This is a genomic window from Sphingomonas sp. BL-S-05 (assembly GCF_055521695.1).
In genome coordinates this window covers 1,660,208-1,676,450 of the sequence record NZ_CM145499.1, presented here as the reverse complement: position 1 = coordinate 1,676,450, position 16,243 = coordinate 1,660,208, and the positions used below count along the sequence as shown (strand labels likewise).

The 16,243-nt window shown below is 65.5% G+C and carries 13 protein-coding genes and 1 pseudogene; 7 read left to right on the top strand and 7 right to left on the bottom strand.

What is annotated here, in order from left to right; genetic code table 11:
• Nucleotides 1–5: 5 nt before the first annotated feature.
• From ACZ1JS_RS07705 to ACZ1JS_RS07690, 4 genes and pseudogenes are all read right to left on the bottom strand, one after another.
• The gene (locus tag ACZ1JS_RS07705; protein ID WP_465168416.1) at nucleotides 6–878 is read right to left on the bottom strand and encodes an acyl-CoA thioesterase; all 873 of its coding nucleotides are present in this window, start codon (nucleotides 876–878) and stop codon (nucleotides 6–8) included.
• On the bottom strand, nucleotides 878–2,005 hold the full coding sequence (locus ACZ1JS_RS07700; protein WP_465168415.1) for an acyl-CoA dehydrogenase family protein: 1,128 nt from the start codon (nucleotides 2,003–2,005) through the stop codon (nucleotides 878–880). The genes ACZ1JS_RS07705 and ACZ1JS_RS07700 overlap by 1 nt, the downstream gene beginning before the upstream one ends.
• 19 nt (nucleotides 2,006–2,024) lie before the next feature.
• A complete protein-coding gene (locus ACZ1JS_RS07695) occupies nucleotides 2,025–3,203 on the bottom strand; it encodes an acyl-CoA dehydrogenase family protein (RefSeq protein WP_465168414.1) in 1,179 nt (392 codons plus the stop codon).
• Nucleotides 3,200–5,225: pseudogene (locus tag ACZ1JS_RS07690) on the bottom strand (3-hydroxyacyl-CoA dehydrogenase NAD-binding domain-containing protein). The gene ACZ1JS_RS07695 and the pseudogene ACZ1JS_RS07690 overlap by 4 nt, the downstream one beginning before the upstream one ends.
• 208 nt (nucleotides 5,226–5,433) lie before the next feature.
• Here ACZ1JS_RS07690 and ACZ1JS_RS07685 point away from each other — a divergent pair.
• The 5 genes from ACZ1JS_RS07685 (at nucleotide 5,434) to ACZ1JS_RS07665 (ending at nucleotide 12,078) form a co-directional block, all read left to right on the top strand.
• Nucleotides 5,434–7,146 carry a class I adenylate-forming enzyme family protein gene (locus tag ACZ1JS_RS07685; RefSeq protein WP_465168413.1) on the top strand — a complete coding sequence of 571 codons (1,713 nt, stop codon included), beginning with the start codon at nucleotides 5,434–5,436 and terminating at the stop codon, nucleotides 7,144–7,146.
• A 238-nt stretch (nucleotides 7,147–7,384) separates the two neighbouring features.
• Complete coding sequence (locus ACZ1JS_RS07680) at nucleotides 7,385–9,241, top strand: ABC-F family ATP-binding cassette domain-containing protein (RefSeq protein ID WP_242117458.1); 1,857 nt, start codon at nucleotides 7,385–7,387, stop codon at nucleotides 9,239–9,241.
• A gap of 554 nt (nucleotides 9,242–9,795) precedes the next feature.
• Entirely contained in the window at nucleotides 9,796–11,436 is a 1,641-nt protein-coding gene (locus ACZ1JS_RS07675; RefSeq protein ID WP_465168412.1) for a DNA polymerase III subunit gamma/tau, read from the top strand.
• The gene (locus tag ACZ1JS_RS07670) at nucleotides 11,433–11,756 is read left to right on the top strand and encodes a YbaB/EbfC family nucleoid-associated protein (protein WP_056401092.1); all 324 of its coding nucleotides are present in this window, start codon (nucleotides 11,433–11,435) and stop codon (nucleotides 11,754–11,756) included. The genes ACZ1JS_RS07675 and ACZ1JS_RS07670 overlap by 4 nt, the downstream gene beginning before the upstream one ends.
• A 73-nt stretch (nucleotides 11,757–11,829) precedes the next feature.
• Complete coding sequence (locus ACZ1JS_RS07665; RefSeq protein WP_465168411.1) at nucleotides 11,830–12,078, top strand: hypothetical protein; 249 nt, start codon at nucleotides 11,830–11,832, stop codon at nucleotides 12,076–12,078.
• A gap of 44 nt (nucleotides 12,079–12,122) precedes the next feature.
• On the opposite strand, the gene mtgA is transcribed toward ACZ1JS_RS07665, so the two are convergent.
• From mtgA to ACZ1JS_RS07650, 3 genes are all read right to left on the bottom strand, one after another.
• Nucleotides 12,123–12,848 carry a monofunctional biosynthetic peptidoglycan transglycosylase gene (gene mtgA, locus ACZ1JS_RS07660; protein WP_465168410.1) on the bottom strand — a complete coding sequence of 242 codons (726 nt, stop codon included), beginning with the start codon at nucleotides 12,846–12,848 and terminating at the stop codon, nucleotides 12,123–12,125.
• Nucleotides 12,849–12,994: 146 nt separating this feature from the next.
• Nucleotides 12,995–13,900, bottom strand: a complete 906-nt coding sequence (gene rpoH, locus ACZ1JS_RS07655; RefSeq protein WP_055792879.1) for an RNA polymerase sigma factor RpoH — start codon at nucleotides 13,898–13,900, stop codon at nucleotides 12,995–12,997.
• Between the two features lie 51 nt (nucleotides 13,901–13,951).
• Nucleotides 13,952–14,905, bottom strand: coding sequence for an RluA family pseudouridine synthase (locus ACZ1JS_RS07650; RefSeq protein ID WP_465168409.1), 954 nt, complete (start codon nucleotides 14,903–14,905; stop codon nucleotides 13,952–13,954).
• A 17-nt stretch (nucleotides 14,906–14,922) separates the two neighbouring features.
• On the opposite strand from ACZ1JS_RS07650, the gene ACZ1JS_RS07645 reads away from it, so the two are divergent.
• Complete coding sequence (locus ACZ1JS_RS07645; RefSeq protein ID WP_465168408.1) at nucleotides 14,923–15,417, top strand: M67 family metallopeptidase; 495 nt, start codon at nucleotides 14,923–14,925, stop codon at nucleotides 15,415–15,417.
• The gene (locus ACZ1JS_RS07640; RefSeq protein WP_242117474.1) at nucleotides 15,414–16,052 is read left to right on the top strand and encodes a histidine phosphotransferase family protein; all 639 of its coding nucleotides are present in this window, start codon (nucleotides 15,414–15,416) and stop codon (nucleotides 16,050–16,052) included. The genes ACZ1JS_RS07645 and ACZ1JS_RS07640 overlap by 4 nt, the downstream gene beginning before the upstream one ends.
• Nucleotides 16,053–16,243 lie beyond the last annotated feature (191 nt).

Here is a 16,243-nt window from a genome sequence, read left to right as displayed (position 1 = left end):
GGGGGTTATCCCCTTACCCGCACCAGCCCTTCCTGCGCCACGCTCGCCACCAGCCGCCCGTCACGCGCGAAGATGCGGCCGCGATTGAAGCCTCGCGCGTGACCGGCCCATGGGCTATCGGTGGTGTAGAGCAGCCATTCGTCGGCGCGGAACGGCTCGTGCAGCCACAGCGCATGGTCGAGGCTTGCGGTCTGGACCTGATCCATCATCCAGTGGACGCCGTGGGGAAGCATGCAGGTGCCGAGAAGCATCATGTCGCTGGCATAGGCGAGGATCGCGCGGTGCAGCGTCGCGTCGTCGCCAAGCGGCGCGACCGCGCGGAACCAGCCATTCTGGAACGGGGGGCGGGGGGTCGGATCGACCAGATGGTCCGCTTCCACCGGGCGGATCTCGATCGGGCGAGCGCGCAGGAACAGGCGGCGGAACTTGTCGGGAATGCGGTCCTGCATCGCCAGTCGCAGGTCGCGGTCGGATTGCAACGCTTCGGGTGGAGGCACGTCGGGCATCGCGTCCTGATGGACCATGCCGTCTTCGGGCAACTGGAACGACGCGGCCATGTTCAGGATCGCCTGTCCACGCTGCATCGCGATGACGCGGGCGTTGGCGAAGCTGCGCCCGGCAAAATCGCGGACGACGCGGTAGATGATCGGATGCTGCTCGTCGCCGGGCCGCAGGAAATAGGCGTGCAGCGAATGGGCGATCTTGGCACCGCCGATCGAGCGTTGCGCCGCCTGCAGCGCCTGTCCGATCACCTGTCCGCCGAACACGCGGCCGACGCCGCCCGGATTGCGGGCGCCGCGATACAGATCGGTGTCGATCTCCTCTATATCGAGCAGTGCGACCAGTCCCGCGACCAGATCGGCGGGCGTCGACTCCATCAGTAGCCTCCGATCCGGGCGATGCGGTCGCTGTGATAGCCGATATCGCCGAACATCTCGGTCAGGACGCGGGCGCGTTTCATGAAGAAGCCGATATCGGCGTCGTCGGTCATGCCGATGCCGCCATGCATCTGCACCGCTTCCTGCACCGCCAGCGTCGATGCCATGCCGGCCATCGCCTTGGCGACCGAGACGGCTGTGTCGGCGTCCGCCGCGCCGTCATCGAGCAACTGCTGCGCCTTCAGGACGGCGGCGCGCGCGATCTCAAGCTCGGAGTAGAGATGCGCGGCGCGGTGTTGCAGCGCCTGAAAACTTCCGATGGTTTGCCCGAACTGTTTACGCTGACGGAGATAGTCGAGCGTCCGGATAGCAGCACCTTCGCCGACGCCGAGCGACTCTGCCGCCGCGCCGGATCGCACGGCGCTGAGCAATCGGTTCAGTACGGCGCGACCGTCATCCACGGTGCCGATGACCGCGTCGCCATCGACCTCGACATCGTCGAAGGTCAACCGGGCGGCGATACTGCTGTCGGTCAGGCGGCGGGGGGCGGCAGTCAGGCCGGGGGTGTCGGCGGCGACCGCGAACATGGTTATGCCATCGGCATCTTCAGGACTGCCGGCGGTGCGCGCGGCGACGAGGATCAGGTCGGCGACATGGCCATGGGTGACGAACTGCTTGGTGCCAGACAGGCGGAAGCCGTTGCCCGAGCGTTCGGCGCGCATCGCGACCGCGTCGCCATGCTTGGCGCGCTCGTCGATCGCGAGCGCGGCGACGGTCTCGCCGGTGGCGATGCGCGGCAGCCAGCGTTCGCCGGCACCGGTCCCTGACAGCGCGGCGACGGCGGCGACCGAGGTGGTGAGGAAGGGCGAGGGCGACAGGTTGCGGCCGATCTCCTCCAGCACGATGCCGGCCTCGACATGGCCGAGACCGAGACCGCCGGCGCTTTCGGGCACCATCATGCCGGTGAAGCCCATCTCGGCGAACTTCGCCCAAAGGCCGCGATCGAAGCCGGTCGGATCATCGGCATCGCGCAAGGCGCGAAGATGCGCGACCGGCGCGGCTTCAACCAGAAACTCGCGCGCGGTGTCGGCGAGCATCGTCTGATCTTCGTTCAGAAACAGAGACATAAGGGTTGTTCCTGACAGGCTATTGCAGGGGTAGATCAAGGATGCGGCGGGCGATGATGTTAAGCTGGATTTCGGACGTGCCGCCCTCGATCGAGTTCGCCTTGGTCCGCAACCAAGCGCGGGCCGCCGCACCGTGATCGCTGTCGGCACTCTCCCATTCGAGCGCGTCCGACCCACCCGATGCCATCAGCAGTTCGTGGCGGGTCTTGTTCAATTCGGTGCCGACATATTTCATCATGCTCGGCTGTGCGGCATGGGCGCGACCGGCCTTCAGTTCGTCGCGGAAGCGTTCGGACATGGCGGCGAAGGCGCGGGCGCGGACGTCGAAGGTGGCGATGGCGGAACGAAGCATCGGGTCGGCGAGCCGGCCTCCGTCGTCTGTGCCGATCGTCTCCACCGCCTTGGCGATCAGCGGACCATTGCCGGTCGATCCCATGCCCGAGATCATCTCGCGTTCATGGCCGAGCAGATATTTGGCGACGTCCCAGCCCTTGTTCAGTTCGCCGACCAGATTGCCCTTCGGCACGCGGACGTCGTCGAAGAAGGTCTCGCAAAAGGGCGAGTTGCCCGAGATCAGCTTGATCGGGCGGGTGGTGACGCCGGGCGAGGCCATGTCGAATAGCAGGAAGCTGATCCCGCCCTGTTTGGTCGATCGGTCGGTGCGGACAAGGCAGAAGATCCAGTCGGCCTTGTCGGCATAGCTGGTCCATACCTTCTGCCCATTGACGATGAAGTCGTCTCCATCGGCGACGGCGGTGGTCTGTAGCCCGGCAAGGTCGGACCCGGCGCCGGGTTCGCTATAGCCCTGACACCAGCGGATTTCGCCTCGGGCAATTTTGGGGAGATGTTCCTGCTTCTGCTCCTCGCTGCCATATTTGAGCAGCGCCGGGCCGAGCATCGAGATACCAAAGGAATAGAGCGGGTTGCGGGCGTTTATTGCCGCCATTTCCTCGCGCAATATCTTCGCTTCGGCCGGCGAAAGGCCGCCACCGCCATAGGCGGTCGGCCAGTCGGGTACCGTCCAGCCGCGCGCTGCCATCCGATCGAGCCACAGCTTCTGATCGGGGTTGGCGTAGCTGGAGTTGCGGCCGCCCCATGTCACGTCCTTGTCGGAACGGACCGGCTCACGCATCGATGGCGGACAGTTGGCCTCCAGCCAGGCGCGGGTGTCGGCGCGGAACGCGGCAAGGTCGCTCACTTGTTGAACCGCCCGCCGGTTTCCGCCTTCTCGCGTAGCAGTGGCGCGATGTCGAAGCCGTGCTTTTTCGAGACCGGCAACAATCTTCTTCGCACCTTCGGTATCGGCCCAGAACATCGGACCACCGCGATAGGGCGGCCAGCCATAGCCATAGATCCAGACGACATCGATATCGGACGCGCGCTGTGCCTTCCCCTCGGCAAGGATCTTCGCGCCTTCGTTGACGATCGGGTAGAGGGTGCGCTCGATAATCTCTTCGTCGGTTATCTCGCGTTGTGGGGTGTTGGTCTTCGTACGGAACTCGTCGATGATCTCGGCGACGCGCGGGCTGTTCGAAGCCTGTCGCTTGTCGTCATAATCGTAGAAGCCGGCGCCCTTCTTCTGGCCCCAGCGGCCCTCGGCTGCGAGGGCGTCGCGAATGTTCTCGATGCGCGAGGGATCGCGGTGCCAGCCGATATCGACACCGGCGAGATCGGCCATCTGGAACGGCCCCATCGGCATGCCGAAGTCGACATGGACGCGGTCGACCTGTTCGGGGGTCGCGCCCTCCATCAACAGCTTCATCGCCTCGACCTGACGCGGCTCGAGCATGCGGTTGCCGATGAAGCCATGGCAGACCCCGGCAACGACCGCGACCTTGCGGATCTTCTTCGACAGCGCCATCGCGGTGGCGAGCACGTCGTCGGCGGTCGCATCGCCGCGCACTATCTCCAGCAGCTTCATGACGTTGGCGGGCGAGAAGAAGTGCAGGCCGAGCACGTCCTGCGGGCGCTTGGTCGCGGCGGCGATGACGTTGACGTCGAGATAGCTGGTGTTCGACGCGAGGATCGCACCCGGTTTGCAGATGGTGTCGAGCTTGCCAAAAATGTCCTGCTTGACCGACATTTCCTCATACACCGCCTCGATCACCAGATCGACATCGGCGAGGTCGTGCAGCGACAGCGTGGGGGTGAGCAGGCCCATCGCGGCTTCGACCTGTTCGGGCTTCATCCGCCCCTTGGCGGCGGTCGCTTCGTAATTCTTGCGGATGATCCCGACGCCGCGGTCGAGCGCGTCCTGCTGCATCTCGACGATGGTGACGGGGATGCCGGCCGACAGGAAGTTCATGGCGATGCCGCCGCCCATGGTGCCGGCGCCAATCACGCCGATGCGCTTGATCGGGCGCAGCGCGATGTCGTCGGCAATGCCGTCGATCTTCGACGCCTTGCGCTCAGCGAAGAAGATGTGCCGTTGCGCCGCCGACTGGACGGAGAACATCAGCTTCATGAACTGCTGCCGCTCGAACGCAATCCCCTCGGCAAAGGGGGTTTCGCTGGCCTTTACGACGCAGGCGATGTTGGCGGCGGGGGCTTCGTAACCGCGGAAGCGGCGGGCATTGGCCTTTTCGAAGGCGGCGACCGCTTCCGGATCGGGCGAGACCGACTTCTCGGAGGTGCGGGGCAGGGGGCGGATGTCGGCCACTTCGCGGGCGAAGGCGATGGCTTCCTCCAGCAAATTGCCTTCGGTGGCGAGCCGGTCGACGATGCCGGCTTCCTTCGCCTTGCTGGCCGGGATCGGGTCGCCCTTCGCCACCAGTTCGAGCGCGGTCGCGACCCCGGCGAGGCGCGGCAGGCGCTGCGTGCCGCCGGCGCCGGGGAGCAGGCCGAGCTTCACCTCGGGGGTGCCGAGCTTCGCGCTGGGGACGGCGATGCGGTAATGGCTGCCGATCGCGACTTCGCAGCCACCGCCAAGTGCGGTTCCGTGGATCGCGGCGACGACCGGCTTGTCCGACGCCTCGATCATGTCGACCAGTTGCGGCAGGAGCGGTTCGACCGGCGGCTTGGTGAATTCGGTGATGTCGGCGCCGGCGAAGAAGGTCTTGCCCGCGCAGGCAATGACGATGGCGTGGACCGAGTCGTCCGCTGCGGCTTCCTCGATCGCCGCCTTCAGTCCCAGCCGGACCGAGGCCGACAGCGCGTTGACGGGGGGATTGTCGGCCATCGCCACCAGAATGTCGCCATGGCGTTCGGTGTTCACGGACATGATCGGCTCTTCTCCAGCTTTTGCATACCGGTCCTTCTAAACCGGGGTGCGTTTGGCGCATTCTATTGCCTTTGCCGAAAGGATAATCAATAACAACCTGCGAGATGGCGGCCGATCGGGCAAACCCGATATTCTAGGGTCGACGAACAGGAGCGGTGTCTTGCAGGCAGGTGAAGCGGTGATTCCTCCTCCGGCCGTTTGGCCGCGCATGTCCATAGCGCAGGTGCAGGCGGCGCTGACCGCGCCCGGCGCGCCGTTCGAAATAGCGACTGAGACGATCCGTGGCGTCCCGACGCGCATCTGGAAGAATGCGCCGGAGAACCTGGCGCAGCTGATCGCCTTTTCGCGCAGTCATGGCGAGCGGCTGGCGACGATCCATGAGGACCAGCGGGTGACGTACGAGGCGCAGTATCGCGCGATCGCGTCGCTGGCCGAGCATCTGCGGGTCAGCGGCATCGGCAAGGGCGACCGGGTGGCGCTGGCCATGCGCAACATGCCCGAATGGCCGGTCGCCTTCTTCGCGATCGTGGCGATCGGGGCGATCTGTGTCCCGCTGAACGCGTGGTGGAGCCCACAGGAACTGGCGTTCGGGGTGAATGATTCGGGCGCGCGGATGCTGATCGTCGATCGGCAGCGGCATGAGCGGTTGGGTGGTGATTACGGCAGTATGCCGGGGTTGGAGACGCTGATCGTGGCGCGGGCGCGCACGCCGCTGACGGCGCCCGCCCGTGCGCTTGAAGACGTGATTGGCAGCTGCGCGGACTATGCGACGCTGCCGGTGGTCGACCTGCCCGCGGTAGCGATCGCGCCGGAGGACGATGCGACGATCTTCTACACCAGCGGCACGACCGGCAAGCCCAAGGGGGCGCTAGGCACGCACCGCAATCTGGCGACCAACATCTTCTCCAGCGCCTATATCGCCGCGCGGGCGATGTTGCGGCGGGGCGAGATGCCGCCGCCCGCGCCGCAGCCCAAGGTCGGGTTGCTGGTCATCCCCTTCTTCCACGTCACCGCGTGCAGCGCGTCGCTGATGGGGGCGATGGCGAGCGGAACGACCCTGGTGCTGATGCGCAAATGGGATGCGGGACAGGCGCTGGCGCTGATCGAGCGCGAGCGGGTGCAGGTGACCGGCGGGGTGCCGACGATCGCGTGGCAGTTGCTGGAGCATCCCGACCGGGAGCGATACGACCTGTCGTCGCTGGAGGTCGTCCAATATGGCGGTGCGCCGTCCGCGCCCGATCTGGTGCGGCGGATATACGAGGTGTTCGGGGCGATGCCGGGCAATGGCTGGGGCATGACCGAGACGATGGCGACCGTCACCCAACATAGCGCCGAGGAGTATCTCAACCGCCCGACCAGTTGCGGTCCGCCGGTACCGGTCGCCGACCTGAAGATCATGGCCCCCGACGGCACGCGCGAACTGCCGGTGGGGGAGGTCGGCGAACTATGGGCGCGCGGGCCGATGATCGTGAAGGGCTATTGGAACTGTCCCGAAGCGACCGCCGAGACGTTCGTCGACGGATGGGTCCGCACCGGCGATCTGGCGCGGCTGGACGAGGAAGGCTTTTGCTTCATCGTCGACCGGGCCAAGGACATTATCATCCGCGGCGGCGAGAATATCTATTCGATCGAGGTCGAGGACGTGCTGTACGCGCACCCCGCCGTTACCGATGCCGCGCTGGTCGGGGTGCCCGACCGGGTGCTGGGCGAAGTGCCGGTGGCGGTGGTGCATCTCTGCCCCGGCTGTGCCGCGAGCGAGGGGGAGTTGCAGGACTTCGTCCGCGCCCGGCTCGCGGCGTTCAAGGTACCGGTAGCGGTGCGCTTTTCCGACACGGTGCTGCCACGCAATGCCAATGGGAAGATCGTGAAAAGCGAGTTGCGGCAGATGTTTGCGGAGGTTGACGCCGCCAAAGTTCACTAAGTTCACACTTGCGGGGTTTCACATATGTGATGCGAGCGGTTCGCAAGTGGCGTTCACCGGTAGTGATGCATGTGCTCTCTCAGCGCTTGTCGCGGAGCGACGGAGCGTCGCGAAACTAACCTGTTAAAGAGCGCACGCGGCATGCGGCCGGGGCGGATCATGCGCCGATGCGGACGTGTAGGAAAGCGGTTTTGCCACGCCCTTCGCAAACGCGGCGAAAAATGCTAGGCGCGCGGCCATGCTCAATCTGAACGGTATCACGGTGCGCCTGGGCGGGCGGACGATCCTCGACAATGCCAGCGCGGCGCTGCCGCCGGGCAGTCGCGTCGGGCTGATCGGGCGCAATGGCGCGGGCAAGTCGACGCTGGTGCGGGTGATCGCCGGGCAATTGGAGCCCGACACCGGCACCGCCGAAATGCCGCGCGGCAGCCGGCTGGGTTATGTTGCGCAGGAAGCGCCCGCCGGACAGGCGACGCCGTTCGACACGGTGCTGGAGGCCGATGTCGAGCGCGCCAAGCTGATGCACGATGCCGAGACGGTGACCGATCCCGACCGGCTCGGCGATATCCACGAACGGCTGCTGGCGATCGACGCGTACGGCGCACCGGCACGGGCGGCGCGGATTCTCGTCGGGCTGGGGTTTGACGAGGAGATGCAGCAGCGGCCGCTGGAGAGCTACTCGGGCGGCTGGCGGATGCGCGTCGCGCTGGCGGCGTTGCTGTTCAGCCAGCCCGACGTGCTGCTGCTCGACGAACCGTCGAACCACCTCGACCTCGAAGCGGTGATGTGGCTGGAGGATTTCCTTAAAGGGTACAAGGCGACGATCGTCGTCGTCAGCCACGAACGCGATTTCCTGAACAACGTCGTCGACCATATCCTGCACCTGCATCAGGGCAAGATCACGCTCTATCCCGGCGGTTACGACGCGTTCGAGAAGCAGCGCGCCGAGCGGCTGGCCCAGCTGGAAGCGGCGCGCGCCAATCAGGCGGCGCAGCGGGCCAAGCTGCAGGAATATGTCGCGAAGAACTCGGCGCGCGCCTCGACCGCGAAGCAGGCGCAGTCGCGGCTTAAGATCCTTGCCAAGATGAAGCCGATTGCGGCGATGGCGGAGGACCCCAGCCTGTCGTTCGACTTCCCTGATCCCGATGAACTGCGTCCGCCGCTCATCACGCTCGACATGGCGAGCGTCGGTTATGGTGAGACGCCGATCCTCAAGCGGCTGAACCTGCGCATCGATCCCGAGGATCGCATCGCGCTGTTGGGGCGCAACGGCAACGGCAAGACGACGCTGGCGCGGCTGCTGGCGGCGCAGCTGGCGCCGATGGACGGCGACATGAACGCGGCCGGCAAGATGAAGGTCGGCTATTTCACCCAGTATCAGGTGGAGGAACTGAGCACCGACGACACGCCGCTCGAACATATGACGCGCCAGATGAAGGGCGCGTCGCCGGCCGCCGTCCGCGCGCAGCTCGGGCGGTTCGGCTTCTCGGGGGACAAGGCGACGACATTGGTCGGCAAACTGTCAGGCGGTGAGCGGGCGCGTCTCGCGCTGGCGCTGATCACGCGCGACGCGCCGCATATGCTGATCCTCGACGAACCGACCAACCACCTCGACGTCGATGCGCGCGAGGCGTTGGTTCAGGCGCTGAACGCCTATACCGGCTGCGTGCTGCTGGTCAGCCACGACCGGCACATGCTGGAGGCGACGGCGGATCGGCTGGTGCTGGTCGATGAAGGCACCGCGAAGGAGTTCGACGGGACGATCGACGACTATATCGCGCTGGTGCTCGGCAACTCGGCGAAGGAAAAGGCGGCCAAGGCCAACAAGAAGAACGACCGCAAGGCCGCCGCCGAAGCGCGCGAAAAGGCGCAGGTGCTGAAGAAGGGCGCGCAGGCGATCGAGCGCGATCTCGCGCGGTTGACCGAGCAGCGCGATGCGCTCGACGCGGCGATGGCGGGGCAGGCAATCCCGGCGCTCGCCAAGCTGACCATGGCGCAGTTGATGAAGCGCCGCGCGAGCCTCGACACCGAGATTGAGGTTGCGGAGACGAAGTGGATGGAGGCGAACGAGGCGTTGGAGGCTTTGGCGGCTTAGGGAGCGGACGTTCCGGCGCGTGAAGCGGGGCAGAGTATCTCGGCCTTTTCGATCTCTCCATGGACGTCGCCTCAGCGAAGGCTGGGGCCTCAAGCGGCTCTTGTCCTGTGCTGCCACCGGAAGATCCCAGCCTTCGCTGGGATGACGTTCGTTTCGGTGGAGATTGATCGCGCTCCTATGCTGGACCCTGCTCACAATCATTCGGCCAATCACAGGTCGGAGTTGGAACGAAGCGGGCTATGTGGCTGCTTCTATTGTCTCCAAACATTTGCCCCTTCCGCCATAGTCGAATGGATCGCGGATGAGGGTGGAACAGCGCTTTGTTCGAACTGTGGTATCGATGCCGTAATCGGCGATGCTTCCGGCTTCCCGGCGAGCGATCGTTGCTTTCTCAAGTCGATGCACGATGTCTGGTTCGGTCCATCGTAAGTTTCTGATACTGGTAGGCCCTTTCGTCCGTTTGCATTGATTGAAATCCCTCCAAATCACAACGTGCGAAACTTGGCGACGCACGACAGGCGACACCGCCCCCGCCACCCGCTAAGACACCCGCAATGTCCGACTCCTTCCTCGCCCTCGACATCCCCGAACAGCCCGCCGCCGCGCAGCCCTACCGCGTGCTCGCGCGCAAATATCGGCCGCAGACGTTCAGCCAGCTGATCGGGCAGGATGCGATGGTCACTACGCTGGGCAATGCCATCAAGCGCGGGCGGCTGGCGCATGCGTTTCTGCTGACCGGGGTACGCGGGGTCGGCAAGACGTCGACCGCGCGGCTGATCGCCAAGGCACTCAATTGCATCGGGCCGGACGGGCAGGGTGGGCCGACCATCGATCCGTGCGGGGTGTGCGAGCCGTGCCGCGCGATCGCCGAAGGGCGGCATATCGACGTGATCGAGATCGACGCCGCGTCGAACAACGGCGTCGACAGCGTGCGCGAGATGACCGAGGCGGTGCGCTATGCAGCGGTGTCGGCGCGCTTCAAGATTTACATCATCGACGAAGTGCACATGATGTCGACGCCGGCGTTCAACGCGCTGCTCAAGACGCTGGAAGAGCCGCCGGCGCACGTCAAATTCCTGCTGGCGACGACCGAGGTGCACAAGGTTCCGGTGACGGTCCTGTCGCGCTGCCAGCGGTTCGACCTGCGGCGCATTCCGGCCGATCTGCTCGCCGGGCATTTCGCGCATGTCGTTGAAGCCGAGGGTGTCGAGGCCGAGCCGGAGGCGCTGCAACTGATCGCGCGGGCGGCGGAAGGGTCGGCGCGCGACGGGTTGTCGATCCTCGACCAGGCGATCGCGCATGGTGGGCTGGAGGGCGAGGGCGTGCGCGCCGATGCGGTGCGGCAGATGCTGGGCCTGTCCGATCGCGGTGCGATCCGAGGGCTGTTCGACCTGTTGCTGAAGGCGGATGCGGCGGGGGCGCTCCGGGCACTCCGCGCACAATATGATCTGGGCGTCGATCCGGCGTCGGTGCTGCGGACGCTGCTCGAAACCGTGCATGCGGTGACGATCGTCAAGGTCGGCGGGGATCGCGGGCCGGGCCAGTCGGCTGAGGAGCGCGCCGCGTTCGATGGCTGGAGCGCGCTGTCGTTTCCGATGCTGCACCGGTTGTGGCAGTTGTTGTTGAAGGGGCATGAGGAAGTGTCGCGCGCCGCACTGCCGATCGAGGCATGCGAGATGGCGTTGCTGCGCATTGTCCATGCATCGTCGCTGCCCGATCCGGGGACGCTGGCGAAGCAACTAGCGGCGGGGCAGGTGCCGGCGATGGCGCCCGCAGCCGCTTCGCCCGCTCCTGCGGCAGCGGAGGTCGCGGTCGATCCGGTGCCCGAGACGATGGAGCAGGTCGCGAACCTGCTGGCGAAACATGGCCGCCATTCGCTGGAGGCGCAGTTTCGCAATTGCGCGCGAATGATCCGGTTGGAGCCGAACCTGATCGAACTGAGCGGGTCGCGGCCCTTGCCCGCCGATTTCGCACGCGATCTGGAGAATGCGCTCAAAGGGATCACCGGCAGCCATTGGCGCGTTCTGATTGGCGAGGGGGCGGGAGCGCCTACCCTGCGCGAACAGGAAACGGCCAAGGCGAATTCGGAACGCGAACAGGTTTTGCAATCACCGCTGGTACAGGCGGCATTACAGGCGTTTCCGGACGCCACCCTCGATCATTGGCAACGCAGCGACGGGAGTATCGCGCGATGAAGAATCTCGACGACATCATGGCCATGGCGCAGAATGTGCAAAGCGAACTGACCAAGGCACAGGCCAATCTCGACACGATCGAGGTCGACGGACAATCGGGCGGCGGGCTGGTCAAGGTCCGCGCATCGGCCAAGGGACGCATCCTGGGCGTCGATATCGACGATTCGTTGTTGCAGCCGTCGGAGAAGCAGATGCTCGAAGACCTGATCGTCGCGGCGTTCAACGACGCGCGGGCGAAGGCGGACGCGGCCAGCTCGACCGAAATGTCGAAGCTGACCAGTGGCCTGCCGTTGCCGCCGGGGTTCAAGCTGCCGTTCTGAGCGATCGGAACGCTGCTGGAACAAGCGGTTATGCCGGGTGTTTTCGAGCGATCAGTTTGTAGGGAGGATGACCATGCAACCCGATCGTATCGAAACCACCACCAACGGCGCGCCGCATACGACGATCATCGAACGGCGTGGATCGGGCGGCGGGCTGTTGATCGGCCTTGCCGTACTGATCGCGGTGATCGTGGGTGCCTATTTCCTGCTGAACAACGCGAATAACGACACGGCGCGGACCAATGCGGTCACGTCGGCGGCGAAGAGCGTCGGGTCGGCGGCGGACAAGGCCGGCGATGCGGTCGAACGGGCGACCAAGTAACCGCCCGATCGTGCGTCGCCCCGGCTCTCGTCCGGGGCGACGTCTCAATTCAAGCAGCGATCCAGTCCCTCGCGACGGACGATGCCGATGCGGCGTTCGATCGTGCGGGCGTAGCGGCGGGTGAAGCCGGTCGGGGCGATGCCGGCGCGCTTCTTGGGCAGCGGCAGGACGGCAGCGATCTGCGCGGCTTCGCGGCCGGAGAGCTTGGCCGCACCGTGCTTGAAATAGCGCTGCGACCCGGCCTCGACGCCATAGGTGCCGATGCCGGTTTCGGCGACGTTGAGATAGACTTCCATGATCCGCCGCTTGCCCCACAGCGCCTCGATCAAGACGGTGAAATAGGCCTCCATGGCTTTTCGGAAATAGCCGCCGCCCTGCCAGAGAAAGACGTTCTTCGCGGTCTGCTGGCTGATCGTCGAGCCGCCGCGGATGCGGCCACCCTGCGCGTTGCGGCGCGCGGCATTGGCGATGGCGGCATAATCGAAGCCGTTATGCCCGCAGAAACGGCTGTCCTCCGCGGCGATGACCGCGCGAGGCATGTCGGGGTCGATCTTCGACAGGCTTCGCCATGATTTGGTGACGCCGTGGCCGGTTGGCACGTCGCCCAGCATGGTCAGGGTGATCGGCGGGGGAACGAAACGGAGCAGCAGGACCCACAGTACCGACAGGACCACGAAGCCGAGCATGCCCTTGATCGCCCAGCCGATCAGGCGGCGAGTCCAGCCTCGGGCGGCAGTGGGTTTGGGGCGGGGTGCGGTGCGGGCGGCCATCGCCGATCGCTAGCGGTAGTGCGTGGGGAAGGGCAAGTCGGCAACGCGCGTCGTCGCAAGAGCCCCGGGTGGCATGGGTTATGAATCCCGGCCTTCGCCGGGATGACGAAGGGGGCGGGGCGGGCCAGCGCGCCCGCCCCGGTCGGCTAGACGGCGGCCAGCATCCGGCGGTCGCCGGCGAGTCGCATCATCGCCTTTTGCAGCTTTTCAAAGGCGCGCACCTCGATCTGGCGGACGCGTTCGCGGCTGACGCCATAGACTTGGCTGAGTTCCTCCAGCGTCTTGGGATCGTCGGTCAGGCGGCGTTCGGTCAGGATGTGCTTCTCGCGATCGTTGAGGTCGTCCATCGCCTCGACCAGCATGCCGTGGCGGACGTCGGCCTCCTGCGCCTCGGCGACGACCGAGTCCTGCAAGGGGCTGTCATCGGCCAGCCAGTCCTGCCACTGGCTCTCGCCGTCCTCGCGCATCGGGACGTTGAGCGAGGTGTCACCGCCCATCGCCATGCGGCGGTTCATCGAGGTCACTTCCTCCTCGGTAACGCCCAGATCGGTCGCGATCTTTTGCAGATGCTCAGGCGACAGATCGCCGTCCTCGAAGGCGTCGAGCTTCGACTTCATCCGTCGCAGGTTGAAGAACAGCTTCTTCTGCGCGGCGGTGGTGCCCATCTTCACAAGGCTCCACGACCGCAGGATGAATTCCTGGATCGAGGCGCGAATCCACCACATCGCATAGGTGGCGAGGCGGAAGCCGCGATCGGGTTCGAATTTCTTCACGCCCTGCATCAGACCGATATTCCCTTCGGAAATCAGTTCGCTGACGGGCAAGCCATAGCCGCGATAGCCCATCGCGATCTTGGCCACGAGACGCAGGTGCGAAGTGACGAGCTGCGCCGCCGCCTCCGGATCGCCATGTTCCTGAAACCGCTTGGCGAGCATATATTCCTGCTCGGGTGCAAGGATCGGAAATTTGCGGATTTCGGAGAGATAGCGGTTGAGGCTCGCCTCGCCGCCAAGCGCCGGGATCGTCGCCGGGACGTTGCTGCCAGTTGCCATCGTCAAAACTCCCTTTGTCGTGGGCATTGCCGCATCGCGACATCCCCGGAACTAACCATGAAGATGATCTATCAGTTCCTGCATGTCTGCCGGAAGATCGCTATCAAACGCCAAAGCGTTCTTTGTCACAGGATGAATGAACCCCAGATGTGCGGCGTGCAATGCCTGTCGCCGGAAATCGAGTGTTTCGAGCTCGCCCCGAAGCGCAGGCTTGCGCCCCGCATAGACCGGGTCGCCGAGCAGCGGGTGGCCGATCGACGCCATATGCACCCGCACTTGATGCGTCCGCCCGGTTTCCAGCCGGCATTCGATCAACGATGCCCCCCGAAGTTGGCGAAGTTTACGCCAGTGGGTGATGGCGTGTTTGGCGGTGGGGGAACGGACGATCGCCATCTTCTTGCGATCATTGGGGGATCGCGCCAGCGGTGCGTCCACCGTTCCCGCCGAAGTTGACACCCGCCCCGCCGCGATCGCCACATAGCGGCGGTCGATGCTGTGATCCTTGAACTGGCGCGCCAGTCCCTCATGCGCCACGTCGCTCTTTGCGACGACCAGCAGCCCCGACGTATCCTTGTCGATACGGTGGACGATCCCCGGCCGCACGACGCCGCCGATGCCCGACAGCTTGCCCGCGCAATGATGGAGCAGCGCGTTGACCAGCGTCCCGTCGAGATTGCCGGCGGCCGGATGCACGACCAGTCCGGCGGGCTTGTCGACGACGATCACATGATCGTCCTCATAGGCGACGACCAGCGGAATATCCTGCGCCACATTGTCGAGCGGCACCGCCGCAGGCACGGTGATGACGAAATGCTGCCCCGCCGCAACCTTGCGCTTCCCGTCGGACACCGGACCGTCGGGACCGGCGACATGTCCCGATGCCAGCAGCGCCTTGATCCGTTCGCGCGACAGGTCGGTCACGACCTCGGCCAGCGCCTTGTCGATCCTGAGCCCGTGCGCGGCATCGGTAATGCGCGCCTCTATCGTGGAAACCCCCCGGTCCATTACCTACAAAGATGGGAATGAGACCGAGTTTTACAAGCGAGACGATCCGCGCGCTGCTGGTCGAGGTGGCGGCGAGCGCGCAGGAAGTGTGCGGTCTGCTGCGGGGGACAGGCGACCGGATCGAGGCGGCGCAGCCCGCCCGCAACGTCGCCGCCGACCCCGCGCGCCAATTCGAGATCGATCCGGCGGCACTGTTGAAGGCGTATCGCGACGCGCGGGGCGGCGGGGCGGGGGTGCTCGGCTGCTATCATTCGCATCCGGGCGGCAGCGCCGATCCGTCACCGACCGACGCGGCGCAGGCGGCGGTCGACGGTCGATTGTGGCTGATCATCGGCAGTCGCACCGCACGGTTGTGGCGGGCGGTCGCGAACGGGGAACGTCATGGCCGATTCGACCCGGTCCGTTTCGACGTCATCGACGCCGGCCACGTTGAAAATAACTGCGAGGCAGTGCAGATGGATATCAGCGGCCGGACGATGACGTTCGTCGCAGCGCAGGGATCGTCGCTTTGAACATCAGCCCAGCCGAATTCGCCAGCCTGATGTGTTCGCGATTATGCCATGATCTGCTGAGCCCGGTCGGGGCGCTCAACAACGGCCTCGAACTGCTGGCCGACGAGACCGATCCCGACATGCGTGCGCGTTGTCTCGAACTGCTGACCGATAGTGCGCGGGCATCGGCCAACAAGCTGAAATTCTTCCGTCTCGCCTTTGGCGCGGCCGGCGGATTCGGCGATTCGATCGATACGCGCGAGGCGCGGGCGGCGCTGGAGGGATTGTTCGGCGACAATCACCGGGTGAAACTCGGCTGGATGGTCGAAGCGCCGTCGCTGCCCAAGCCCGCGGTGAAGGTGCTGCTGAACCTGGCGCTGATTGCCGGCGATGCGCTGGTGCGCGGCGGACAGCTCGACGTCGGGGCGGAAGTCACCGCGACCGGCATCGATATCGCGGTGCGCGCCGATGGGCCGCGCATCGTCCTCGACGCCGAGTTGCGCGGCGCGTTGCTGGGGGATGCGGCGATGATGACCCCGCGCGCGGCGGCGGCCTGTCTGGCGCGCGAACTGGTCGAGCAAGGCGGCGGCACGTTGCAGGTATCGCCTAGCGATTCGCCAGTGTTGCTGTTCGGGGCTTCGTTCGCATCGGTTTGAGCGGGATTTTCGTCGGCGCTTCCTTTGCTGATGCGAAAGAAGTGGGACCCTGTATCCAGTCGTGATCCCGCCGAAATTCCGCTTCGCCGTATCCCCGCGAAGGCGGGGGTCGCGGGCCGTACCCGCAACCTTTGTTCTGCCAGTCTCTGGACCCCCGCCTTCGCGAGGGTACGGAAGGACTCCGGGATAGG